This is a genomic window from Roseimicrobium sp. ORNL1 (genome assembly GCF_011044495.1).
GTDB lineage: Bacteria > Verrucomicrobiota > Verrucomicrobiia > Verrucomicrobiales > Verrucomicrobiaceae > Roseimicrobium.
In genome coordinates this window covers 1,144,344-1,168,827 of record NZ_CP049143.1, presented here as the reverse complement: position 1 = coordinate 1,168,827, position 24,484 = coordinate 1,144,344, and the positions used below count along the sequence as shown (strand labels likewise).

The 24,484-nt window shown below is 60.8% G+C and carries 26 protein-coding genes; 1 reads left to right on the top strand and 25 read right to left on the bottom strand.

Going from position 1 to position 24,484, the window contains the following annotated elements; genetic code table 11:
• Nucleotides 1–60: 60 nt before the first annotated feature.
• The 7 genes from G5S37_RS04755 to G5S37_RS04725 all read right to left on the bottom strand — a co-directional run bounded on the left by G5S37_RS04755 (nt 61) and on the right by G5S37_RS04725 (nt 7,177).
• Nucleotides 61–1,335 (bottom strand): Gfo/Idh/MocA family oxidoreductase, encoded by a 1,275-nt coding sequence (locus tag G5S37_RS04755; RefSeq protein ID WP_165201370.1) that lies wholly within the window; start codon nt 1,333–1,335, stop codon nt 61–63.
• A 125-nt stretch (nt 1,336–1,460) separates the two neighbouring features.
• Nucleotides 1,461–1,874, bottom strand: coding sequence for an OsmC family protein (locus G5S37_RS04750; RefSeq protein ID WP_165201368.1), 414 nt, complete (start codon nt 1,872–1,874; stop codon nt 1,461–1,463).
• A gap of 7 nt (nt 1,875–1,881) precedes the next feature.
• Complete coding sequence (locus G5S37_RS04745) at nt 1,882–2,868, bottom strand: N-formylglutamate amidohydrolase (protein WP_165201366.1); 987 nt, start codon at nt 2,866–2,868, stop codon at nt 1,882–1,884.
• A 94-nt stretch (nt 2,869–2,962) separates the two neighbouring features.
• Complete coding sequence (locus tag G5S37_RS04740) at nt 2,963–4,555, bottom strand: twin-arginine translocase subunit TatC (protein WP_165201364.1); 1,593 nt, start codon at nt 4,553–4,555, stop codon at nt 2,963–2,965.
• Nucleotides 4,556–4,588: 33 nt separating this feature from the next.
• Nucleotides 4,589–5,191, bottom strand: a complete 603-nt coding sequence (locus G5S37_RS04735; protein WP_165201362.1) for an NUDIX hydrolase — start codon at nt 5,189–5,191, stop codon at nt 4,589–4,591.
• Between the two features lie 12 nt (nt 5,192–5,203).
• Complete coding sequence (argH, locus tag G5S37_RS04730) at nt 5,204–6,571, bottom strand: argininosuccinate lyase (RefSeq protein WP_165201360.1); 1,368 nt, start codon at nt 6,569–6,571, stop codon at nt 5,204–5,206.
• 96 nt (nt 6,572–6,667) lie between these two features.
• Nucleotides 6,668–7,177: a transcriptional repressor gene (locus G5S37_RS04725; protein WP_165201358.1), complete on the bottom strand. Its 510-nt coding sequence runs from the start codon at nt 7,175–7,177 to the stop codon at nt 6,668–6,670.
• Between the two features lie 65 nt (nt 7,178–7,242).
• On the opposite strand from G5S37_RS04725, the gene G5S37_RS04720 reads away from it, so the two are divergent.
• Entirely contained in the window at nt 7,243–7,974 is a 732-nt protein-coding gene (locus G5S37_RS04720) for a M23 family metallopeptidase (protein WP_206026307.1), read from the top strand.
• Here the strand turns inward: G5S37_RS04720 and G5S37_RS04715 are convergent.
• The 18 genes from G5S37_RS04715 to nrfD all read right to left on the bottom strand — a co-directional run bounded on the left by G5S37_RS04715 (nt 7,968) and on the right by nrfD (nt 24,472).
• Nucleotides 7,968–8,387: a DUF420 domain-containing protein gene (locus tag G5S37_RS04715; RefSeq protein WP_165201354.1), complete on the bottom strand. Its 420-nt coding sequence runs from the start codon at nt 8,385–8,387 to the stop codon at nt 7,968–7,970. The two genes, G5S37_RS04720 and G5S37_RS04715, sit on opposite strands and share 7 nt — an antisense overlap.
• A 34-nt stretch (nt 8,388–8,421) precedes the next feature.
• Complete coding sequence (locus G5S37_RS04710; protein WP_165201352.1) at nt 8,422–9,228, bottom strand: SCO family protein; 807 nt, start codon at nt 9,226–9,228, stop codon at nt 8,422–8,424.
• Nucleotides 9,229–9,256: 28 nt separating this feature from the next.
• Nucleotides 9,257–10,204: a heme o synthase gene (cyoE, locus tag G5S37_RS04705; protein WP_240914799.1), complete on the bottom strand. Its 948-nt coding sequence runs from the start codon at nt 10,202–10,204 to the stop codon at nt 9,257–9,259.
• Between the two features lie 16 nt (nt 10,205–10,220).
• Nucleotides 10,221–11,258, bottom strand: a complete 1,038-nt coding sequence (locus tag G5S37_RS04700; RefSeq protein WP_165201350.1) for a COX15/CtaA family protein — start codon at nt 11,256–11,258, stop codon at nt 10,221–10,223.
• Between the two features lie 101 nt (nt 11,259–11,359).
• Nucleotides 11,360–12,205, bottom strand: a complete 846-nt coding sequence (locus tag G5S37_RS04695; RefSeq protein ID WP_165201348.1) for a cytochrome c oxidase subunit II — start codon at nt 12,203–12,205, stop codon at nt 11,360–11,362.
• Nucleotides 12,202–12,363, bottom strand: coding sequence for a hypothetical protein (locus tag G5S37_RS04690; protein WP_165201346.1), 162 nt, complete (start codon nt 12,361–12,363; stop codon nt 12,202–12,204). Before G5S37_RS04690 ends, G5S37_RS04695 begins: the two co-directional genes overlap by 4 nt.
• 54 nt (nt 12,364–12,417) lie before the next feature.
• Entirely contained in the window at nt 12,418–12,627 is a 210-nt protein-coding gene (locus tag G5S37_RS04685; RefSeq protein ID WP_165201344.1) for a hypothetical protein, read from the bottom strand.
• Between the two features lie 20 nt (nt 12,628–12,647).
• Nucleotides 12,648–12,992 carry a cytochrome C oxidase subunit IV family protein gene (locus G5S37_RS04680; RefSeq protein WP_165201342.1) on the bottom strand — a complete coding sequence of 115 codons (345 nt, stop codon included), beginning with the start codon at nt 12,990–12,992 and terminating at the stop codon, nt 12,648–12,650.
• 44 nt (nt 12,993–13,036) lie between these two features.
• Nucleotides 13,037–14,566, bottom strand: a complete 1,530-nt coding sequence (locus G5S37_RS32495; RefSeq protein ID WP_240914798.1) for a cytochrome c oxidase subunit 3 — start codon at nt 14,564–14,566, stop codon at nt 13,037–13,039.
• Between the two features lie 66 nt (nt 14,567–14,632).
• The gene (locus tag G5S37_RS04665; RefSeq protein ID WP_165201340.1) at nt 14,633–16,588 is read right to left on the bottom strand and encodes a cbb3-type cytochrome c oxidase subunit I; all 1,956 of its coding nucleotides are present in this window, start codon (nt 16,586–16,588) and stop codon (nt 14,633–14,635) included.
• 54 nt (nt 16,589–16,642) lie between these two features.
• Entirely contained in the window at nt 16,643–17,368 is a 726-nt protein-coding gene (locus G5S37_RS04660; protein WP_165201338.1) for a cytochrome c, read from the bottom strand.
• Between the two features lie 11 nt (nt 17,369–17,379).
• A complete protein-coding gene (locus tag G5S37_RS04655; protein ID WP_165201336.1) occupies nt 17,380–18,090 on the bottom strand; it encodes a cbb3-type cytochrome c oxidase subunit II in 711 nt (236 codons plus the stop codon).
• Nucleotides 18,091–18,114: 24 nt separating this feature from the next.
• Nucleotides 18,115–19,635, bottom strand: coding sequence for a cbb3-type cytochrome c oxidase subunit I (locus G5S37_RS04650; RefSeq protein ID WP_165201334.1), 1,521 nt, complete (start codon nt 19,633–19,635; stop codon nt 18,115–18,117).
• Nucleotides 19,636–19,659: 24 nt separating this feature from the next.
• On the bottom strand, nt 19,660–20,343 hold the full coding sequence (locus G5S37_RS32205; protein WP_206026306.1) for a hypothetical protein: 684 nt from the start codon (nt 20,341–20,343) through the stop codon (nt 19,660–19,662).
• A 33-nt stretch (nt 20,344–20,376) separates the two neighbouring features.
• Complete coding sequence (locus G5S37_RS04640; protein WP_165201332.1) at nt 20,377–21,717, bottom strand: hypothetical protein; 1,341 nt, start codon at nt 21,715–21,717, stop codon at nt 20,377–20,379.
• Nucleotides 21,718–21,736: 19 nt separating this feature from the next.
• Nucleotides 21,737–22,399 (bottom strand): cytochrome c, encoded by a 663-nt coding sequence (locus G5S37_RS04635; RefSeq protein ID WP_165201330.1) that lies wholly within the window; start codon nt 22,397–22,399, stop codon nt 21,737–21,739.
• Nucleotides 22,400–22,418: 19 nt separating this feature from the next.
• Nucleotides 22,419–22,976 (bottom strand): DUF3341 domain-containing protein, encoded by a 558-nt coding sequence (locus G5S37_RS04630; RefSeq protein ID WP_165201328.1) that lies wholly within the window; start codon nt 22,974–22,976, stop codon nt 22,419–22,421.
• Nucleotides 22,977–23,002: 26 nt separating this feature from the next.
• Nucleotides 23,003–24,472, bottom strand: a complete 1,470-nt coding sequence (nrfD, locus tag G5S37_RS04625; RefSeq protein WP_165201326.1) for an NrfD/PsrC family molybdoenzyme membrane anchor subunit — start codon at nt 24,470–24,472, stop codon at nt 23,003–23,005.
• Between the last annotated feature and the right edge of the window lie 12 nt (nt 24,473–24,484).

Genomic DNA, 24,484 nt, shown 5'->3' with positions numbered 1-24,484 from the left:
CGTGTTGTTCTAAATAAGAAACGGGGGCAAGAATGCCCCCAATCCTTGGGGTGAGCGTTCCTACACCTTCACATCCCACCCCTTGCGGTACTCCGGCCTGCCCCAGAGCTTCTCAGCTCCGGCATTGTCGAGGACCTTGCCGGTCTTCGGGTCGCAGCGCACGACGGTGTTGGTACGGTAGGCGATGTTCCCCAGGTGGCAGAGCATGGTGCTCTTCTGGCCTTCGTCGATGGGTGAGTTGAGCTTGGCGTTGCCACGGATGGCATCAAGGAAATTGCCGATGTGCGCGGGATCTCCTCCCTTCGCGGTGGACTTTCCTTTGCCGGTTTCCGCGCCGGCGAGATCGTAGGTGGTCCATGTGTCGCGGCTGATGCCCATGGTGCCCTTGTCTCCATAGAAGACGATTTCGCCGATGCTCTTCTCGGCGGAGCGCTGGTGGCAACTGCTCTGCACCCACTCGAAGCCCACCTTGCCGCAGTCATATACAGCGGTGCCGGTGTCAGGCGTCTCCTGCTTGTCGTCGAACCAGTAACGATTGCCGAGATAAGTGATGCGCTCGGGGTAGTTCACCTTCAGACCCCAGCGCAGGATATCCAGCGTGTGGATGCCGTTGTTGCCGAGTTCACCGTTGCCCCAATGCCAGAGCCAGTGCCAGTCATAGTGCACAAAGGGCTTCATGTCGCGCTCATCCGGCACCGGTCCCTGCCACATATCCATGTCGAGATCCGGCGAGGCCGCGAGTTCTCCCGGCACGCCAACGGCTTTACGCTTGTTGTAATACGTAGCGCGGCCAAACTTTGCCTCACCGATGGCGCCGCCATGCAGCGCATCAATGGCGTCCTTCATCCACGTGCGGCGCTGGTTGCCCATTTGCACGAGGCGGTTGTACTTCTTGGAGGCTTCTACAATCATCTCCGCCTCACGTGGATTCTGGCTGCCCGGTTTTTCCACGTACACATGCTTGCCCGCCTGCATGGCCATGAGTGCCATGGGCGTGTGCCAGAAGTTCGGCGTCGCAATGAAGACCGCATCCACCGACTTATCCTCAAGGATCTTGCGGAAGTCCCTCACACCCTGACAGGACACCTGCTGCTTGTCCGCCACCACCTTGAGCCCGCGCTCGAGGCGCTTCGGATCCACCTCGGCGAGATAGGCGATCTCCACGTCCGGCAGCGTGAGCAGGGCGCTCACATGGCCCATGCCACGCCCAAGCGCGACGACCGCGACCTTCAGTTTCTTTCCGGGCTGCTCAGCGCCCCGGACAATATTGAATGAGGAAAGAGCCACGGCGGCTCCTGCGGCCGTGCCTTGAGTGAGAAGAGTGCGACGATTCATCGGCGTAGAGTGCAAACGGTAGTGATGCTTCGGTGTGCATCTACGCGCGTGAATCAGTCATCTTCCTTCGGGGTCACGAAGGAATCAGTTTTAGGTATTTCGTGCTCAGTAGCACGAGCAGGGCCTCAGCCCTCCCACACAAACTCAATCGGGATGTCGATCTCCGGACGCACGCTCTGGTGCACCGGGCAGCCGTGGGCCGTGTTCTCGAAGAGCGCGCGCTCCGAATGATCCGGCGGCAGCGGCATCCACACCGTGGTGGGCAGGCGCACGATGCGGCGCGGGCTGTCCGTGCTCATGTGCTTCTCCGTGCGCACGCGCATGCCGGTGACCTCGATGCCCTTTCGCTGGGCCACGATGCCGATGGTGGTGGCGATGCAACCAGCCAATGCGGTGGCCACGAGATCGGTGGGAGAGAAGGATTCGCCCTTCCCCATGTTGTCCACGGGAGCATCCGTGACGAGTTCCGTCTTCGAGGGGCCGTGGATGGCGCGGGTGCGCAGGCCGCCTTCATAGGTGACATTGATTTCTACTGCCATGCTGCCATCAACGGCTGGGAGGCTTTTGATTCAAGTCCGATGTTGCAGAAGATGACGCGGGCGGGGCCGCTGGCTTCTCCTGTATCAAGGGCATCTTGAAGTGCTTCTCAAAGTAGGGGCTCAGGGCATCCGCCAGGGCGCGGGCCAGCGCTTCGCGATCGACCTTCTCATTGCGGAATTTGCGCGGCACTTCGAGCTGGATGGCATCCAGCCCCACCCCGTCCATCGAGCCGTGTGTCTCCGTGTTATAGCCGCCGTTGAAATACAAATCCGCGGACTCCACCTTGGCGCCCGGCGCGGGAACGCACGCCACGCCACGCTGCTCCAGGAGTCCTCCCAGGCTGGACGGTCCACGCAGCAAGCCGGCAAAGTCTTCGTCTGAACTCTGGTCCAGCAAACGGATGCTGCTGCGGGCTGCAACCTCGGGAAGATTCAGCCGCTGCGGTGGCCACTGGATCTCATCCTTGCCGAGGAGATAGCCCAGCTCCACGCGCTGCTTGTCATGACTGTGCCCGTGGATATCCAGATACAGCCCCTTGGGATATTTTTGCAGGATACTCTTCTCCGCTTCACTGATGAAGTCGTGGTACTCATGCCATGCCTTTTCCGCCGTGGCATTTCCCTGCGCTGCTTCTTTGATTTCGCGGTTCGCATCCAGTTTCACACGTGCCAGATGGCAGACAATCAGGTGCGGGGCAGCGCCATATTTCCGCTGCATCGCGGTGCGCATCGCGGTGGCCAGTTCCACGGTGAAAGCATCACGCTGGAGTCGCCCCGTGGTGCGATTGGGTAGTTCACTGGGTGTGAGACGACCTCCGTGCGGCGCGGAGAGAATCACGGGCAGGTCACCCGGCCAGTACTCGATGTAGCCGGTTTCCCCTTTGCGCGCACCAGTTGCCGCCTTCTCCTCGGCACGCAATGATGACGTCTGGGAACCCCATGCCAACAACGTCAGCAAGCCACCGACGCAGGCGACAATAGTCTGCCGTTGCATCTTCGCCGTCACAAGTTGGCTTGGGCTCACTGCCTCACAGGAATAAATGCCCGGAGGCAGCTTGCCCAGCTAAAAGAGTAGACCCTACGATCAATCAATCCGTGTCCCGCTTGTCCGCGGTTGGCTCGTCGTTTGGCTTGTCCTTCTTCAGGGACCAATCGTCATCTTCGGTTGAAGACTCCGTCGAATCCTTGCCGCCCTGGTCTTGGTCTTGACTGAGTTCATGGTCAGCCTCAGCCTCAGGCTCGGGCGCAGGTTTAGCTTCAGACACAGGTGCAGATTCGGCCGGCCTGTCACTGGAAAGGCTCGATTCCGGCGGGCTGTAGCCGGTGTCTGAGACGGCGTTCTCCTCGCCGCTGCCTTCGGTGGCAGACGGCGTTGTCGAGAGCGAAGACGTTGACGTCGACGACTCCCCTTCCGGTGTTGCTTCCGCATCCGGCTTCGATTCACCGGCAGGAGCCGCCGGCTTGGGCTTCGGCTTGGAGTTCGGGCCCTCGTCGTCGTCCTCGTCACCGTCGTCACCACCACCCCATGGGTTGTAGTTTTCGTTATCCCACTCGTCGGAAACTTCGAGTTCCTTCTCGTCGGCATCCTGTTCCTTGTAGTACTCGGGATAGAGCTGGCGGTCACGCTTCTCCAGCCACCAGGCGAGCCAGATGCAGATCTCGTACAGGACGTACATCGGCACGGCCAGAAGGGCGAGCGTCATGGCGTCCTGCGTCGGCGTGATGACGGCCGCAGCAATGGCGATGATGATGGCCGCCCACGAGCGGGAGGTCTTCATCACTTTGTAGTTCAGCACATCCAGCTTCACCAGAGCCATCACCACCACGGGGAGCTCGAAGCACGCGCCGAAGATGAGGATGAACTGGCAGATGAACTTCACGTACTCCGTGAGCTCCCACATGAAGGGCGCCGGAGACTTGGCCACCGCGACAGCATCCGCAGCAGGAGCCGCAGCCACAGCCGCAGCAGTTGCCGCCACGGCACTGCCCGGGGTAGTAGTGCCTTCCTTGCCCGGCTCTGTTGCAGGAGCGCGCACTTCCACCACTTCGAACACGATGGTCTTTCCATCCCCGGTCAGCGCCGTGACACGAGTGCCCTGCTTGAGTTCTGGAATGATGGAAGCTCCGCTCTGGGTCTGGGTCGACTGAGGTGTAGACCCCTGCACCTTCACATGCGCCGTGTTACCAATATCGCGGCTGAACTCATAGAAGAACGTGAGCGCCCGCGGGGTGACCACGAAGTAGGCAAACACCACCCCAATGAGGAAGAGACCGCCCCCGACACCCAGCGCGGGGAAGAGTACCTTCTTTTCATTGTTCCGCAGTCCCGGCAGAACGAACTGCATCAGGAAGTACAGCAGCACCGGGAACGAAAGGATCACGCCGGCCACCAGCGAGATATTCATCGCCGTCATGAAGCCACCCGTGGGTTTGAAGTTCTGCAGCGTCACGTTATCCGCAATCCCGGCCAGGACCAGGGGATAGGTGATGATGGACATCAACTCTTCGATGAAGAAGAAGGTGACCAGAGTCACCAGCAGCAGGGTGACCGCCATGCGCACGATCATCGCGCGCAAGTCTTCGAGGTGATCCAGGAACGGTTTTTCGTCGTCGCCTTGGCCGAGGTCCACCGCCACCTTCTCACGGAAGGTGACGACTTTCTTAAAGAGCCAGTTGAACATGTTTCGCGTTTGTCGCTAAGGGGGAGTGCCCGCTCACACCATCCCGCGGGCCGACAGGCGCGCAAAGAGGGCGAGCGATAGCGCGTCCTGGATGATCAGGGAAGCCACCAGGTGGCGCAGTTCATCCGGCGTTACCAGCCGGACCTCGCCGATGTGCTCCCCGCCGACGGGTTGTGGGGCGCGGACGATACGCACCGGGCCGACGGCAAAAAGGTAAACGTGCTCGCTGGTGAATCCTTGCGAGGCAAAAAACCATCCCAGCGGAGTGAACTCGGCGCCGGGGAGTGCTTCCACCCCGGCCTCCTCATCCAGTTCGCGCAAGACGGTGGCAATGATGCTCTCCCGCGTCTCGCCATCATCAATCTGGCCCGCGGGGAACTCCCACAACGCCCGCTTCACCGGCAGGCGCTCCTGGTGCACCAGGACAAACTTTCCATCCTCCGTGAAGGCAGCCACGGCGACCGCAGGCACACGATGTGCCACGGTCCAGGGGATGTCCTGACCCGGCCGTGCCGGCGTGCGGAAATGGCACTCCTCCACCTGCACATAGCGCCCCCCATAGACGACCCTGCCCGGCAGCTTTTGCCAGCCGTCGTGGTCGTCAAAGGTGCAGATGTCGAAGTCGGGGATGGTCACGGTTCTGTAAAACTACTCCGACAGTACGTTTCTCCAGTGGCTCAGGCGTGCAGCCACATTCTGCGGCGAGGGGGCACCGGCGCCTTTCCGGGCCGCGAGCGCCACATCCACCTTCAGCAGGTCGTGGACGGAATCATCAAACACCTCGCTGAACTGGCGATAGTCCGCCGTGCTGAGTTCCAGGAAGGTCTTCCCAGTCTGGCCACAGTGCGCCACCAGCTTGCCTATGACCTCGTGCGCATGGCGGAAGGGAACCCCCTTCAGCACCAGGTAATCTGCCAGGTCGGTCGCGAGCAGCAGCGGGTCCGCCGTGGCGGCGATGGTCTTGGGCCGGTTCACCTCCATGCCGCTGACCATTTCCGCGAAGACTTCCAGCGCGAGACCCAAGGTTTCGATGGAGTCAAAGAGCGGCTCCTTATCCTCCTGCAGGTCGCGGTTGTAGGTCATGGGCAGGCCCTTGAGCGTGGTGAGCAGGCCCATGAGATTGCCGACGAGGCGACCGGACTTGCCGCGCGTGAGTTCCGCCACATCCGGATTCTTCTTCTGCGGCATGAGGCTTGAGCCCGTGGTATGGGCGTCGCTCAAGGAGACGAAGGCGAACTCCGCACTCGCCCAGAGGATGACATCCTCGCTGAGACGCGAGAGATGCACACCGGTGAGGGCGAAATCAAAGAGCAGCTCGGCGATGAAGTCGCGATCGCTCACAGCATCCATCGAGTTCTGCGTCACCCCGTCGAACTCCAGTTCCTGCGCTACGAAAGCGCGGTCCAGCACGATGGTGCTGCCTGCGAGGGCACCGGAGCCGAGCGGCAGGACATTCAACCGCTTCCGCGCATCGGCGAGGCGGCTCGCATCGCGATCCAGCATCTCCACATACGCCAGCAGGTGGTGGGCAAAAAGCACGGGCTGTCCCCGCTGGAGGTGCGTGTACCCGGGCATCACCGCATCAGCGTTCCGCTCGGCGCACTCCACGAGCGAGCGCTGCATGGAACGAATCAATCTCAAGATCTGGTCCACCGAGGCGCGGCAATAGAGGCGCACATCTGTGGCCACCTGATCATTCCGGCTGCGGGCCGTGTGCAGCTTCGCTCCGGCCGCACCGATACGGCGGGTGAGCTCGGACTCGATGTTCATGTGCACGTCCTCAAGCTCCTGTTTCCAGGTGAACTTGCCCGCTTCAATGTCCGCGCGAATGCCCAACAGGCCTTTTTCGATGCCCTGCTGCTCCTCGGCGGTGAGGATGCCGGCCTTCACCAGCGCCTTCGAGTGCGCGATGGATCCTCGGATGTCGTGCTCGTACAGCCTCCAGTCAAAGGACACGGACTCTCCGTAACGCTGCACGAGCGCACTGGTCGGTTGCTGGAATCTGCCTTTCCACATGGGGAGGCAGAGAGTAGACGGAACCGCCCTGCACGCAAGAAATGTCTGGCAACGTCACCGCCTGATCCGCCAGCGGCGCCAGAGGAGAAAATAAACTTACGCGTGCACGTGCGCGTGCGAATGGGCTGGCAGGGTGCCCGCTACCTTCTGGTCGCGATAGGCGCAGTGGCCGGAACGCGCGAGCTGGTCGCAATTCGCCGCGATGCGGATGGTCTTGCTGGAAGGTGTGAAACCCAGACGGCGGGTGATGCAGTCCTCCATGAGCGCGATGTGGTCATCCTCGAATTCCACGACGCGATCGCAGTCGAGGCAGATGAGGTGATTGTGCTCCGGTTTGTCGAGGAAATTGGGATCGTAGTAGGTCTGGTCGCGCCCGAGATCCACTTCACGCAGGAGACCACACTCCACGAGCAGGGCCAGCGTACGATACACCGTGGCACGCGAGATCGTGCGGTCGATGCGGCGCGCCATCTCATGCAGTTCCTCGGCATTGAAGTGTTCCTTCGTGCCAAACGCAGCTTCCACGATCACGTCGCGCTGTTTGGTGCGGCGAAGGCCCTTGCCGGAAAGGAAAGTTTCAATCTGCTGGCGGGCGGTCTCGGTCATCCAGTCAACATTCCAATCATTTGCCCAAGGGTCAACCCGCAATGCAGGCAGGGGACTTTTTGAACATGCGACCCTGTCGCACGTTGACGCAGGGCCAGCAGCGCGCAGTTTCCACAATGCTCCGGGGCACCTCCATTCTCGCACTCGTTCCCCTGTTCCTGCTGAATTTTTGTGAGCACACCCCTTCCGAAAAAACGCCGGCCCATCCGCCGTTTGACGCAGCCTATCTCCGCCTGACACCCGCCGAGGTCGCGAGCCTGCCGCTTGCCGTTCGTTTTGAGGCACCCATGGGGTCTGAGCAGGCGGCACTCACGTACAACGCCCAGCCTTTTCGCGTGACCCGCCACCTGGGCGATGACCTGAACGGCATCGGCGGCTGGAACTCCGACCTCGGTGACCCAGTCTACGCTGCGGCGACTGGGAAGGTCATTTACGCCGGTTGGCCCAGCGATGGCTGGGGGAACATGGTGGTGCTCGCCCACCGCGTACCGGACGCCAGCGCTCCGGAGGGCTGGCGGGTCTACCAGGCCGTGTACGCCCACCTCGACAAGATTCTGGTGCAGCACGGCGCAGTGGTCCCTCGCGGCGCCAAATTGGGGACCGTGGGCACGGCTGGAGGACGGTACTTGGCGCACCTCCATTTTGAAATCCGCGAGAGCCGCTCAGTCTATCCTGGCCCAGGGTACTCGGACTTTCCCCTCGATCGGGTGTCCCCGGCCAGCTTCCAAAAAGAGCGGGGGCAGAATGGCGACCTCACCGCCCTAAAAGCCCCTGAGCGGGCCGCCAGCTCTCAATAGAACCACTGGTAGCACATCATGTAGACCAGCACGCCGGTGACGGACACGTAGAGCCACACCGGCAGAGCCCAGCGGGCAATGCGCTTGTGCTTGTCAAACTTGCGGCCCAGCGCCGGGATGACCGTCATGATGATCATGGGCAGGTTCACCACCGCCATGAGGATGTGCGTGATCAGGATGGTGAAATAGACAGGACGGATCCAGCCTTTTCCCTGGAACGGGAAGCTGCCGACATTGTAGTGATAGATGAGATAGCTGGTGAGAAAGGCCGCCGACACCAGCAACGCCAGCACCATGAAGGCGATGTGACCAGCCACCTTGCGGGTCTTGATGCAATACCATCCTGCCACCAGCAGAACGGTGGCGCAGAAGTTGAGAATGGCGTTGAGCGTGGGGAGATCCGCAAGTTCCATGGGCAGGCGTCGATGTGAGAGAGGTCAGTGCAGGTCAGGGAGCAGGAGTGCTTTCGGGAGACTGCGGTTTTCCTGGGGGGCGTTTCCACGCCATGAACAGCAGCGAGAGCACACAGATGCCGATGACAGAGAGCAGAACCGCACCGAGGAACCCACTCGATTCATGCTTCTCTTTCAGCACGATGTTGATGTCGCGGCGGAGGTCGTCGAGCGACAACTGTGCCAGTTCCGGATCGCCACTGCCCACGTGGTAGTGCTTGCGCACCTGGCCCTGCTTGTCCACGAGCGCCACGCGCATGTCATGAATGTACTTGTCCGCGGGAGACAGCCTGTCCTTTTCAGGAATGTCCTGCACCCCGGTGAACTGGAAATACCGCGTCATGTAGCTGCGGAGCGTGTCCTTGTTCCCATTCACAAACCACCAGTTGTCTCCACCGAGCTTCAAACCATCCGCAAACGTCTTGAGCTGCTGGGGAGTATCGTCCGGGTCCACGCTCACGGAGAGGAAATGCACATCCGGATTGTTTTCGAATTCCTTGTGCAGGCCCAGCATGGCACCCACCACTCCGGCGCAACCACGCGGGCAGTGCGTGTACACCCAGCAGGCCACGATGACCTTGCCCTTGAGGTCGGCGAGCTCGACCTCCTTGCCGCTGCGCTCCACCAGCGGGATGCTCTTCTCCAACCGCGAAACCACCGGCAGGCGGGGCGAGCGCTTCTCCAGGCTGAGCTTCGTGAGGTAGCTGTAGGCCACCACGATACCGCCCACGATGGCGATGATGGGTATCCAGATGGTGAGAGGGTGGATGCGAGGGCGATCTGCAGGGGGGGGCGTGCTCATGACAGAAATAAGGTACGCTGCGGAAGGATCAGGGGCGCTTCCAGAATGCCATGCTAATCCCGAGCAACAGGGGCAGGTGCATCAGGGTATAAAAGAACAGCTTCCGAGCCGTGGCCCGATCCCGTGTCTGGAGGAATTTCCACGCCAGCCAGAGGAGCGCTCCATTGATGATACACGCCGCAGGGAGGAACCAGACGACGGTCTGCCCCGTGAGCGCAGGTAGGAACGCCGCCGCTACCGTGCAGATGGAAAAGAGGAATGCGAGCCGGGAGGTCTTCGCACCCGTCTCGTCATCATTGGCCCACATGACGAAGCCGCCCTTGCGGTACTCATCACGGTACATCCAGTTGATGGCGAGGAAGTGCGGGAGCTGCCAGAGGAACAGCAGGAGGAAAAGATAGATGGCTCCGGGGGAGCTGACGAGCTGCCAGCGGAAGTACGGGTCCCCTTCCACCGGTGGCCCTGCCGCGCCAGCCCAGCCAATCAGCGGAGGCAGTGCACCGGAGACGGCACCCACAATGGTATTCCACGCCGACTGTTGCTTCATCGGCGTGTAGACGAAGAGGTACACGGCCAGCGTCATCGCGCAGAGAGTGGCGGCCTCAAGGTTCACCATCTTCACGAGATGGATGATGGCAAAGGCGCTCAGGATCCAACCAATGGCAAAGGCCGCCCCCGGCTGCATGCGGCTGGAGGGCAGCGGACGGTCCGCCGTGCGCTTCATGAGCTTGTCCACATCCATCTCCATGAGCTGGTTGAAGACCGCCGCACCAAAGGCCGCGAGCGTGCTGCCCAGCAGCGTGTGAATCAGCAGCCACCAGTTCAGGGGGCCGTGACTGTTCAGCCAGAAGCCGACAAAGGTCGTGACGATCACCAACGCGCTGAGACGGAACTTGGTCAGCGCCATGAGGTCCTTCATGGTGCCTTGGGGCGGTGTCGTTACCTGTGCCTCGGTGCTGGTTTCGGTTTCTGTCATGGGAGGGGCAACTAACTTAACGCGTCGGAAGCGGGATGCCACCCGCTTCATCACCGGCGCGACTACGGCCCGAAGCACCCAGCAGCCAGAGGAAAAGTCCGCTCACCAAAAGCGATGACAGGCCGATGTGCAGCACTTGCACCACCCGCACGATGCCCACGTGCGCCAGGATCAACCCGAGGAACATCTGCGCAAAGACAATCGCCACCACACCCCACTCCAGCCACCCGAGACGTTTCAACACGGATTTCGCCTTCCAAATCCACCACACCGCGCATCCGACAATCAGCCAGGAGAAACTCCGGTGGATGAGGTACACCCAGCTCTGCTCCAGTTCCCCCACCCACTGGGAGCGGAGCTCGCCTGCATGACTCTTCGCCAGGGAATCCGTAAGCTCGCGAACCTGGGAACCCATCACGCCCTCCGCCACGACCAGAATAAACAGCAGCAGACCGAGCATTCTCATGCCGGAGGTCATCCGTTCCTCCGCGACCAATCGCCAGGGCCGCGACGTGCCGGCCCATGCCACATAGACCAGCACACACTGCAAAAGGATGGCCAGCGCCATGTGCAGCGTGATATGCCCGGGTTGCAATCCGCCTATCACCACCTTTGCACCCAGCCAGGCATTCACCAGCACCAGGATAAAGGCACCCACCCCGGCGAGGCCAACCCCGAAGCGCCCCTGCCTCATCTGGCCGAACGAGGCCACAAACAGCCCTAGCGACAAGAGGCCCACTGGTACGCTGGTGAGCCGGTTCAGGTACTCCACCCAGGTGGCCACAGGATCGAACTCCTGACGCAGGCTCTCCTCAGTGATGGTCGAGGGATCGCGCCCGTGCTGCGCCGCCTTTTTCCGGAACTTTTCCAGATTCAGCTTCGAGAAATCAATGTCCGCGGCCTTCGTCGGAGGCACCCAGCAGCCATAGCAGAAGGGCCAGTCAGGGCAGCCCAGCCCGGAACCACTCGCCCGGACGGTCGCGCCTACAAAAATAAGCACCTCCACCGCGATGAAGGTCGCGAGTGCGAGGCGTTGAAAGCGGGTCCAAGTCATGTGCGTGCGTCCGCCTCAGGCAAAATGTCCCGCACAAGCGCGGGACATTCGTGAAACGACAGGAAAAGGCCGGGACAACGCAGGCACACGCACCTCGCAACTTAGTGCGCGGCGGCAGGAGCGGCAGCGCCAGGAGCCGGAGCTGCAGGAGTCGCGTTGGCCTTCTTGAGTGCGTCTTCGCTGCCTTCCTTCATGAACTCGTCAAATTTATCCTGGGGCAGCACCACCAGCTTGCCTCGCATGCCGCTATGACCAGCCCCGCAGAGCTGACCGCAGATGATGTCCCACTCACCGGTCTTCGTCGGGGTGAACCAGAGGTGACCGTTCACACCGGGGGTCGCATCCTGCGCGGCGCGCATGGGGACGAGGGCGAGGTTGTGAATCACGTCCTTGCTGGTCACGTCGATGATCACCGGACGGCCCACGGGCAGCGTCAGGGTACCACCCTTCACGAAGTCATCTTTGCCGTTGGGGTCCTTGAGGTCGAGGCCCATTTCGTTGGTGGCGGGGGTGCCAATGTTCCTGAGCGCATAACCACCCAGGGTGCTGTCGAGACCCGCGTACTGGAAATTCCACTTAAACTTCTCACCCATGGCGCGGACCTTTACGACGTCCTTGCCCGTGGGATAACCCACCGACTGCTGTGCCCAAAGCGGGAAGGCGAAGCCGAGCAGCAGAATGGCTTCCACGATCACCACGCCGATTTCAATGTGGGTGGAGGCATGGCCACGCACGCCCACGTAGTCGGCCTTGGCAGCCCTGTCCTTGCGGAACTTGGTGAACACAATCACCAGGAACGTGCTCCAGCCCAGGAAGAGCACGAACATGAACCAGTGCACCAGCTCCAGCATGTGGTCCACCATCTCTCCGTGCTCCGAGGCAAGCTGGGGAATGCCGAGGAGCTTGTTGATGGATGGAATGGCGGCGATGAGGGGGTCCAGATTCATGACTGTGGCGCAGAAGAAGACTTATCAAACTCCCGCTCACGGCGGGCAAAGTTGAACATGATTTTGATGAACAGTCCCATCATTCCCAGGATGATTACTCCGAGGAACATGATGGACATGCTGGCCGCCTTGGACACTTCCGAGGAAGGGTCCGGCATGCAGGTGGCACAGGACAGGAGTGGGGAAAGAAGATCCATGTCGAGCAAGGGGGGTTAGACGACGTGAATGGTTTTGCTTTTGCGGACGACGAACCAGACGCCGTACACCAGCAGAGCAATGGCGAGGGAACCGCTGAAGTTACCCAGGGAGACCACGCCCAGTTCCTTCGCGCGTTCCGCGAACACCACGGTCCATCCCCAGAAACCCGCCGTGCAGAGGAAGGCCAGAGTGATGAAAATGATGTGGAAACCTTTGAGGGACATGGATGCGGACTTGGATGCTCTTAGTGTTCGACAGCCGGAATAATGTGCGAGTGCAGCGGGTCAGCCCACGCCAGGTACGTCAGCACGAACAATCCGATGGCGAAGATGACCGTGAAGAACAAGAACTTGTAGATCAGGCCGCGCTCGTTCTTCAAGTGCATGAAAATCAGTCCTACGCACCCAGCTTTGACGGTGGCGATGAACATGCCTAAAGCGATATTCTTGCTGCGGGTGCCCATGTCCCATTCCCTCGCCCACACCGTGATGCCGGTGCCTATAACGAGGATGAGACCAACCCACCAAATTTGAGCCGACGCCTTTTTGATCGCCTCAGGGCTATCATGGTCGTGATGGTCGTGTGCCATATGAAAACGGTCTTAAACTATTTGAGATTCGGTTGGATACAGGACTAGAGGAGGTACAGCAGCGGGAACAGGAAGATCCACACCAGGTCCACGAAGTGCCAGAAAAGGCCGCCGACTTCCACACGGTTGGCCATGTGCTCAGGATCCTTGTCATACAGCTTCTTGCCGAAGAGAAGGAAGTAGGTCAGAACGATGGCACCCGCCAGCACGTGCAGACCGTGGAGACCGGTGATGCAGAAGTAGATGGCGTAGTAGTTGTGCCATTTCGGAGTGAAGTTGGAGAAGTGCTCGATTTCCTTGTGGGGAATGCGATGCGCCTCATGTGCACCATGACCAGCTCCGTGCGCTGCTTCCGCGCCGTGTGCAGGTTCCGTAGCGGCAGCCACGCGGGACGCTGCGCTGGAGGACTCCACCGAGCTGTGCTCCTTCTTCTCCCCGCCCTCGAGCTTGTATCCCTCAAGCGTCTCAATTTTCACTGAGAACGTGTTGCGCACGAAGTCGTCGTTGAGCATCGGATTCCGCACTTCCTTGCCATCCTTGCTGTCCGGATGATGGGCGTGGAACTCCTTCAAATGGAACTCACGGTGCAACTTGAACTTGGCTTTCAGGTCAGCACCCATGTGCTTCCACAAATCGGCATTGAGTGCAGCGGCGAAAGCCCTTTCCTCATTGGTCTCGTGGTGGGGGAAGAGCCAGCGGAAGTCGAGCTTGTCCACCTCGATCTTCACGTCGTCATCCGCCAGCTTGCCGGCGAGAACGGTGCCATCGCGGAGGAAAGCATTCTTCTCCGTCCAGGAGTTGTCAAACATCCTGCCAGCCGGGATGGCGAACTTGAGCGGCTTCACCGCCGTGAGTTCCACCGAGGCGATAGGCGCCCAGGCACCCTTCTCATTGTAATGGCTGCGGGCGGCGTTCATCAGTTTCGCTACCGTTGCCGAATCCAACGTGATCTCATTGTCCGGGTTTTGGTCCAGAGAGGCCGCAACTTCCTTGCTCGCAAACTTGAACCTTGGTTCGCCGTCCGTGAGGTAGTTCAGGAAGTCACCATCCGAGCCGTTGTGGAAGAAGCTCCAGCCGAAGAGACCCATGTCCTGGGGGCGGCTGGAAAGAGTGACGGAAGTCACATTCTCAAAGCTGACCGTGTATTTGGTGTGGTTGCCCTTCTCGTCCTTCGGAAGGTGGCCTTCCATGACCGAGCCATCATGCAGGCGCACGCCGTAGTGGTGGAACTTGTCGTTGTACTCGACGCTCTTGATGCCAAGGAACGCCAGCGCGCAGAGAATGGTGAGCGCCATCCAGATGCGGTAGAGGTTGAACTTTCGCAGTTTCAGCGCGACCCACGCCTGCAGTACTGTGACTGAAGAAAGAATCAGGATCAGGGTGTTCACGAAACCCCATTCCATCACCAGCACCTGCACCGGCCAGGGACCTTCCGGCGCGAGGCGCAGGAAGATGTAGGCTGAGAACAGGCCGCCGAAGAGCATGACTTCCGAGGCGAGGAAGAGCCAGACGCCAATCTTGGCATTCCACAGCCCGGTGTCCGGTCTGGCTTTTACGGTGTATGGGATTTCCATCAGAGGAGAGAGAAGCAGGTTGTCAGATTGAGACGAAGACGGTCGCGTTGCTGTCGTGGAACCGGGTTAGTGCGAGGCGTGGGTGAGTTTTTCCTCCACCTTCGCTCCCTCAGGCAGCCAAGAGGGGGTGTAGTCCGTTTCGGCTCCGGGCACGCTGTATTCGTAGGGCTGGCGGTAGACGACGGGCTCTTCGAGGAAGTTGCCGTGTCCGGGAGGCGTCGGGGTTGCCCACTCGAGCGTGGTCGCGTGCCAGGGATTGTCGGAGGTCACCTTCTTGCCGCCCTTGATGCTCAAGAACAGATTGAGGATGAAAGGAATCTGTGACAGCGCCAGGCCCCATGCCGCGAAGGACATGAGCGGGTTCAGAATCATCAGGGTGTCCGTGATGTCCTTGCCGGTGTTGGGATCCAGCATGGTGAAGCCGAACAGACGGAAAACACCGCCAACGATCTCGGAGATCCACATGGTGCCGTGCGTGGTGCCTTCGAAGGCGGCGCCACCATCATGCCAGCGGCGATGGAAGCCCGCCATGCCCTGAACCAGCATCGGTGCGAAGAGCAGGTTCATGAACACCAGCGAAGGCCAGAAGTGCAGGCGGCCAGCCTTCTCATTCATGAAGCGGCCGGTGATCTTCGGATACCAGTGATAGACACCGGCGAAGAGACCGAAGATGGTACCAGGCGCCACCACGTAGTGGAAGTGACCGATCACATAGTAGGTGTCGTGCAGGAAGAGGTCGATGTAGCTGAAGGCCAGAGGCAGACCGGTAAGACCACCGATACCGAACATCGGAAGGAAGGCGCAGGCGAAAAGCATCGCCGTGTTGAACCGGATGGAGCCGCCCCACAGCGAAATCATGAGGCAGGTCAACAGAATGACTGATGGCACCGAGATCAGCACCGTGGTGATCTGGAAGAAGGTGCTCACCACCGAGCCCATGCCCGTGAGGTACATGTGGTGCGCCCAAACGATGAAGCTCAGGAAGCCCAGCACCAAGGCTGCGTAGATCATGGTGCGGTGACCCCAGAGCGGACGGCGGATGTTCGCAGGGATGACCTCTGCCACGATGGCGATGGCCGGAAGAATGAGCACGTACACCTCAGGGTGGCCCAGGAACCAGAACAAGTGCTGGTAGAGCAGCGGGCTGCCACCACCGGCGATGTCGAGGTGACGGTTGGCTTCCACAAGGCCGGTCGGCAGGAAGAAGCTGGAACCGAAGAGGCGATCAAAGAGCTGCAGGATGGCGGCCACTTCCAGCGGGGGGAAGGCCAGCAGGAGCAGGAAGGCGGTGACGAGCATCGCCCAGCAGAAGAACGGCATGCGCATCCAGGTCATGCCTTTGCAGCGCAGGTTCAGCAGGGTGGTGATGAAGTTCACCGCACCGAGCAGCGAGGAGGAGATGAGCATCACCATCGCCATGAGCCACTGGGTCTGACCGGTCCAGAAGAGATCCTTCACGTCGATCTGAGCCGTGGTGGCCAGTGGGGAGTAGTTCGTCCAACCCACCTGGGCAGCGCCCGTCGGAAGGAAGAAGCTCATCATCATCATGAGGCCGCCGATGAAGTAGAGCCAGTAGCTCCAGGCATTCAGCTTCGGGAAGGCCATGTCCACCGCACCGATCTGCAGGGGCATCACATAGTTGCCGAACGCAGCGAAACCGAGGGGCACGATGCCAAGGAACACCATGATGGTGCCGTGCATGGCGCCGAACATGTTGTAGAGCTCGGGAGTCACCACGCCACCTGGAGCCCAGCGCTCACCCAGCAGATTGAGTCCGGTCCAATGAAACACCTGTTTCACGATGGGCATGCCTTCTCCTGGGAAGGCAATGCTCCAGCGCATGACCATCATTAGGAAGAAACCGAACAGCAGGAACGCCATTGCGGTGAATCCGTACTGGATGCCGATGACCTTGTGGTCGGTCGAGAAGATGTACTTGTAGAGCCAACTCTGCTGGTGGTGATCATGCTCGTGCGCATGATCGGCGTGAGAGTGGTCGTGAGTGGCAGTCGCAGAGCTCATGAGAAAGGGGGAGCTGACCTGTACTTGGTAAGTGGGGTTTTGAAAAAGGTTACTTTACTTGGCGGGTGCAGGAGCTGCGGCAGGGGCAGCAGTAGCGCCGGGGCCGGCGGGAATCGGGCCCTCGATATTCTTGTCCTTGAAGGGCTCAAGCTCCTCCTGGGTGAACGGAGCGGCGTGGGAGGCGGTCGCCTCTCTGATCTTCTTCACCATCTCCGGTGTGACCATGGAGCCGCTATTGCCCCAAGAGTTGCGGATGTAGGTGAGCACGTTGGCGATTTCCTTGTCGTTCAGTGCGCCCTGAGGAGGCATCGCGCTGACGTAGGTAGCGCCCTTCACCTGAACAGCTCCACTCAAGCCGTGGAGGACAATGCGAGCCGTACGTTCGGTACCGCCGAGCACCCACTCAGATCCTGCGAGAGGCGGAATCGCCCCCGGCTGGCCACCACCGGCAACACCGTGGCAACCGCCGCAGATAGCATACACATCCGCGCCTTTTTTCATGGCGAGTTGGAAGGGATCGAGCTCTGGACCCTTATCCCCATCGATCGGCCGGACGTCCTCCGGCGTGCCATCAAAGGGCGAATTGCGTTCGAAGCTAAAACCGCCGACGTAAGCGCCGAGGTAGCCCCCAGCGATGACCATGGCAGCCATGGTGGCAATGAAGACCCAGAGCGGCGTGGGCTCTGCGCCGGGCCTCACGTCCGGCTTCTCGCGCTTCACCGCAGCATGCAGGCGGTCAAGGTCGGTGGCGTCAAAATTCTGTGGAGCGTTTTCGTTCATGGGCTCAATCCTTATTTCGCGTCCTCAGCCACGACTTTGCCGGGCACGGGGGAGTCCTTCTTCAGTGAAAGCAGGTAGTCGACCAGTTGCTCCGCCGCTTCGGTGGGCACCACTTCATAACCCTTCGCAGGGCGGTAATCTTTGGGCAGGTCAGCCGGAAGCTTCAGGGCCTTGGGAGAACCATTGCCTTCGATGGGCTTCACCTTGTAGAGGTGACGGAAGGACGGCATGATGCTCCAGGCGGTCTCCTTGGTTGCGCGCGGGGCAAACAGCTTCAGGTGGATGGCCGCACGATCCACCTCACCACCGTTCCTCGGGGCGCGATAGCCGTAGTTGGCGAGATCAGGGCCAATGCGCTGGATGCCCAACGGAGCCACCGGCTCACCCATATAATCTTCCCAGGTGCTCGGGCGCACCACGTGCTTGGGCTGCGCGCTCTGGTCGCTGCCCCAGCCCTTCTTCCAGCCGTCGGTAATGCCGGCGAAGCTCGGACGAATCATCTGGGTGTGGCACTGGGCGCAACCCTCTCTGATGAACACCAACTGTCCCTGGCGATCGATGGTGGTGGAGGGATACACACCCTCGATGCCATCACGATCCTTCACGTAAGGCCGGGGAACGAGCCTCTTTTGTGCGTGAAGCGCCGGGATGATGATGACCATCAGCCACGGGACGCTAAAGGCGCCTGCCAGGGCAAACAGAAATTTGCGGGAACCAGTCATGTGCTACGTACGTGGAGGAGAAAATTAGACCGTCGCGGAGGCCGGGGGATGCGTGGGAGCAGGCACAGGGGCTGCATGCTCGTCGTGGTGATCATGGACCAGCAGGGTGGGAGCCACGCTGCGGCGGCCAAGGCCGAGAACCATGAAGACCAGGTGCGTGAAGAACCAGAAGTTCGACCAGAGGATGAACGCCCAGGCGAGCACACGGCCCACGAGATAGCCTTGGGCATTCTTGATGCTGCCGACAAACAAGGCGTTCCAGTTGTCGGGGTTGTTCTGGCTTTGACCCTGGGCAAGACCACCGATCACCATGCAGATGACCAGCGCGGCGATGCCGTACACAGAGAACCAGAAATGGTTGCGAATCAGACGGGCGCTGAGCCACTCACAACCCGCGAGGCGAGGCGTGATGTAGTAGATGGCGCCAAACATCGTCATGCTGAAGAAGGCGTAGACGGCGGCGAGGTGGTAGCCGTACTCCGCGTGGGTGAACTGGAAGTTCGGGCCGGTCCAGAAATTGCTGGTCAGGGCGGCGATGCCGCAGGTCACAAGGAAAGAGGCGGAACCCACGAAGATGAAGCGCAGTGTGGGGCTGGTCTCAATGAGGCTGTGCTTGCCCGTGGTGGTCAGGTGATGGTTCAGCGCCACGATGCCCGCGGGCACGAGGAGCAGGATGGTGGCCATGCCGCCCACGGCAGCAAGCCAGGAGGGAACCGGGCCACCCATGTACTTCTGGAAGCCGCTCCAGCCGCCCAGGATGATGAGACCCCAGAAGCCGATCTGCGCGAGCTGGTAGCTGTACACCGGCTGGCCGGTGATCTTCGGGATGAAGTAATAGCAAACGCCAAGACCCAGCGGAGCGAAGAAGAGCATGATCACCGCGCTCACGTACCACGCATTCACACCTGCGCCGATGGCACCGAGGGGCGTGACGGCCGCGAAGCAGTTGAGAACCAAGTTAGCGGTGAGGAAGATCCAAGGGAAGCACAGCAGCGCTGCGAGGATGTACCAGGAGGTGAGGTGGAAACCCTGCTGACGATTCGCGCGGTTGTAGTGCACAATCATCTTCACCGCGATGACGAGGTACGGGATGAGCAGCACCGGCCAGACGAAGGAGGGGAACTCCAGCCACTGCAGCGCCGTGCCATTGCCGGAGAGGATACCGACCACGCCGAGAGTAACACCCACGTTCCAGAAGATGCCTGCCACAAGCATGGTGCCGGCACCACCGGAGAGAGCCTGTCCGCTACGGCGGGCAAGGAGCCAGATCGCCACGCCCAGACCGGACTGCATGGCCCAGCCATAAACGAGCGCAGCCATGTGAGCGGGTTGAAGACGACCGTAGTTCAAGAACCAGAGCCAGTCCTTGTTCAGGAAGTCAGGGGAGACCAGTTTGATGGAGGCAATCAAGCCCATCAAGGTCGCAGCCAGCAGCCACATGGCGGCATTAGCGAAAAGGAATAGCACCGGCCCTTTCACCGAGCGGTCAATGGCCGCGCGGCGCAGGCTGTCGCTGTTCGAGACGGACGAGTCAGTGGTCGCCATGGTTGGTTGATACTTGGGAAAAACTTACTGGGGATTCGGTGCGGGAGGAGCGGGGGCCGGCGGAGGAGCAGAGACAGGGGGCGGCGGCGCGGCGGGAGGAGTCGTGGGAACCGGAGCGGGTGCCGGGGCAGCCGGGGCGGCTTCAGCCTCCTTGACCGGCAGCGGCGGCTCGACCCGTGCGCCAGCGGCAGGAGCCGGGGCGGGAGTCGGCTGAGGTGCTGGGGCCGGGGCGGCGGCAGGTGCGGGAGCTGGTGTTACAGGAGCCGGAGCTGGCTTGGGTTCCGCAGCTGGGGCGGGTGCTGGAGCTGGAGCCGGTGCAGCGGCGGGAGCTTCAGGAGCCTTCTTGTCTGCGGGGGCAGCGGCGGGAGCCGGTGCCGGGGCGGCAGCAGCGGCCTGTGCCAGCGCAGTCTTGGATCCAGGAACGACTACCTTGCTGGGAGCTTGCTGGCGGGTCTTGATGCTTTCAAGAGCCTTGGCGAAGACGGCTTCGGTGTTTCCGGCGATACCGGTTTTCACCAGCAGGGCTTGCTGTTCTTTCTGGAGGTCGGCCTTCTTCTGCAGGGCCTGCTCGTGACGCGTATCCTCGGGAGCGCCGCCGCCAGCCCACTGGAACAGCACGGCCAGCACGGCAAAGCTGGCAATCGCCGCCAGCACGCCAAGCGTGGTGGTGAGAGCGCGGGAAGGTGGTTGTGTCGCGGTTGATGACATGGGAAATCGAATCGGGTACTGCGGCTGCTGATGCTAGTTGATGGCGGTCACGGACTCCAGCAGGCGCGGGTCGCGGCAGGGATAGAGGCTGGCCCTGGCAAGGCGGCGGAGGTAAGCCCAGCCGGCAAGACCACCGACGGTCAGGAAGGCGATGACATCACCCACCCAGGCACCAGGGCTGATCAGGTAGCCGCCTTTGGAAAGGGAAGGTCCACGCTCGGGAATGACGAGCCAGTACCAGTCCACCAGGTGCATGAGAAGGACCCAGGCGCAGACCCAGTTCATCATGGTGGTCTTCTTCTTGCGGCTTGCGGAGAGCAGCACCACGAAGGTGACCACGAAATGGCCCCACACGAGGATGTTGCTCAGGTACCACCAAGGGCCGGTGTTTCGCAGGATGAAGAAGCGCGTTTCTTCCGTGATGTTCGCATACCAGATGAGGAAGAACTGGCTGAAGGCGATGTAGGCCCAGAAGATGGTGAAGGCCAGAAGCAGCTTGCCCATGAGGTGGTAGTGCTCACCCGTCACGATCTTGTTGAGGTATCCATTGCTGCGCACATAGGTGAGCGCAAGGATGGAGACCGCCATGGCCGCCCAGGCGCCGCCGGCGAAGATGTACACGCCCCACATGGTGGAGTACCAGGTGTAGTCCATGCTCATGACCCAGTCGACTGCGCTGAAGGTCACGGTGAGTGCGAAGAAGAGCAGCGGAAAGGCGCAGAGCGCGCGGGCACGGAAGGTGTGCTTGAAGTCACCGTCGCTGTCCTGCTGGATGCTCCACTTGCGAAGCAAACCGATGATGCCAATCAGGAACGCGAAGTAGAACACGGCGCGGATGTACCAGAAGGTGGTGTTCAGGTAGCCGTACTTCTCTGCGAGGATCACCTCATGCATGTTGTGCAGGGCTTCCTGGGTGCCACCGGCAAGGTTTTGTGCCTTGGCCACTTCAGCGGCGTGGTGATGCACCACGATCCACTCCCACAACGAGTCGCGCACGCCGGGGATGAGGAGGAAGGGGAGCGCGAGCACCGCCATCAACTTCACGCTGCCGCCCAGGTTTTCAAAGAGACGGCGCACAGCCACACTCCAACCGGAGTTGGAAAGATGCTGCAGCATGGTCCAGAAGACGCCACCGCAGCTGATCGTGAAGAAGAAGAAGAAGGCGAACAGCCAGGAGTAGGCGAACTCGCCCTGGCGATTGATCACATGGCCTGCTTCGTCCTTGGTGTTGGCGAATCCGAAGAGGTAGATCAGCGAGATGATCGCTCCAATGCCACCCACCATGAGGAGGATGCCGTTGAGCTTGCTGATCTTGGCCAGATCCAGCTTCTCGCCGTCGCGTGGCAGGTCGTCGAGTGTCAGGGGATGATGCATGCGGACAGGAGTGTGGCCTTTACTTGGCAGGGGCGGGGGCTGGGTTCTTCACAGCGTGCTGGAGCGTGCGCACGTAGGCGACGATGGCCCAGCGGTCTTCCACGGAAACGTTGGCGCCATAGGAGCCCATCTGGTTCCAGCCGTGGGTGATCACATCGTAGATCTTGCCATCGGGGCGATAGGTCGGGTTGGCGGGATCATCAATGCCGGGGCCGGTGAGGTCAGTCGGAGCCACCACGGTGTACTTGGTGACCATGCCCTTGCCGTTGCCGGAGGCGCCGTGGCAGATCGCGCAATGGATGTTGTAGCGTTCCTGGCCGCGCTTGAGCAGTGCGGTGTCCACCGTCACTTCCTTCGGGAAGCCGTCGCCGTAGAAGTCACCGATTTTGCCGGTGTAGTAGTAGCTGGTGCCGTGGGTGAAGCCGTATTCCTGCTTCTCAAAGCCCTCGCTGGCGGGCTTGCTGGGCATCACGAAACCGATTGGCATGGTGCCCGTCACCGGGTGACGCATGGCGTGACCGTCTTCAAAGAAGTTGCTGGCGCGCTGGTACTTGACCTTGGCCTGACGGTCCATGTCCGGGAAGATTTCCCACGGAGTCTGTTCCGTCTTGTGACCACGGAAGCCGGCGAAGCTCACAACAGCCACCGCTACCAGGATGTAGATGATGAAAAAGTATTTCATGGATTGAGCCCGGGAACTCTTACAGTTCGTCCTCCACCAGTTCGATGTTCTTGCCGCCAATCTCCTCAAGGAGCGCCTTGGTCTCCGCCTGATGGAATTTGGGGTCGCGTGCTTCGATGCAGATGAAGAAGCCGTCGTCCGAGAACTTCTTGAACTGCTTCGAGGCGAAAAGCGGGTGATTCAAGCGGGGCAGGCCCATGAAGGCGAAGCAGCCGAACAGCGTGGTGAACGCCGAGAACAGAATCGTCAACTCGAACATGATGGGGAAGAAAGCCGCCGTCGTGAAGATGTTCGTCGGCTTCGCCTGCACCACGGTGGGGTAGATTATCACCTGGGTGGTGTAGGCCAGAAGGAACGCGGTGAGCGTGCCCGTGGCGCCGCCGAAAAACACGAAGTAGGGCAGCGTGGAGCGCTTCACACCCATGGCTTCATTGAGGCCGTGGATGGGAAACGGGGAGTGCACGTCCCAGCGCTGGAAGCCCGCGTCACGGATCTTCTCGGAGGCATGATACACGTCCGAGGCGCTTTCGAACTCCGCCAGGTAGCCGTGTACTCGTTTGAGGGTGGTCTTCGCCATGATTGGTTTCCTCGTGGGCTGGGTGATTAGGCCTTGTTGGGCAGTTCCGGATTGCCAAACACCCCGGGTTGAAGTTCGTGGACACCACGCTCGCCGTGGTCGTCAAAGTGCGGATTGGACTGCGGTACCACGCCCTTCACTTCCGCGATGGCGATCACCGGCAGGAAGCGGAGGAACAGAAGGAAGTTCATGAGGAAGAACCCGAAGGTTCCGATGAAGGTCCAGTTGTCCACCCAGGTGGCGTCGAAGGTCCTCCAGGAGCCCGGCATGAAGTGACGCTCAAGGGTCGTCACGATGATGACGTAGCGTTCATACCACATGCCCGCGTTCACGAACATGCACACAATCATCACGGAGATGAGGTTGGTGCGCATCTTCTTGATCCAGAAGAGCTGCGGGGCGATCACGTTGCAGAAGAACATCGCGTAGTAATAGGGCCAGCTCGGTCCGTAGATCGTACGGAGAAGGAAGGCATCGCGCTCATACTTGCTGGCGCTGTAGTAGGCCATGAAGAGCTCCATGCAGTAGGCGTAGCCCACGATGGTTCCCGTCAGCAGGATGATCTTCGACATGTTGTCGATGTGCTTCGCCGTGATGAGGTCGTGCAGGCCGTAGATGGCGCGCACGGGAATCATCAGGGTCAGCACCATCGCGAAGCCACCGAAGATGGCGCCTGCCACGAAGTAGGGCGGGAAGATGGTGGTGTGCCAGCCAGGGACAACGGAGGTGGCGAAGTCGAAGGACACCACGGAGTGCACGGAGAGCACCAGCGGGGTGGAAAGGGCGGCCAGAAGGAGGTACGCCATTTCATAGTGGTTCCACTGACGGTTACCACCGCGCCAGCCGAGGGCGAAGATGCCGTACAGGGTCTTCTTGATGCCAGCCTTGCAGCGGTCACGCAGGGTGGCGAGGTCAGGCACGAGGCCGAGGTACCAGAAGAGCACGGACACGGTGAAGTACGTCGACACCGCGAACACGTCCCACAGCAGCGGGGACTTGAAGTTCTGCCAGACGGCATTCGCGTTTGGCACGGGAGCGAGGAACCACACCATCCACACACGACCGACGTGGAAGGCGGGATACAGGCCCGCGCACATCACCGCGAAGAGGGTCATGGCTTCCGACGCGCGGTTCACCGCGGTACGCCACTTCTGCCGGGTAAGGAAGAGAATGGCGGAAATCAGCGTACCGGCGTGGCCGATACCGATCCAGAACACGAAGTTCGTGATGTCCCACGCCCAGGCGACCGGCTGCTTCTGGCCCCACACACCGACGCCGGTGGAGATGAGGTACACAAAGCCGAACACCATGATGCTGGTCAGCATCACTGAGGGTACGAACAGCAACCACCACAAGGTGGGCTGCCTGTTTTCCACGATGCCGCAGATGCGGTTCGTGATCCAGGCGTAGTTGCGGTTGTTAAGCACCAGGGGCTCGCGCTCAAGAATGCGCGGCGTGGCCGGTGCTTTGGAGGATGCTGTCGCGGATTGCGCCATGACGGGTAAGGA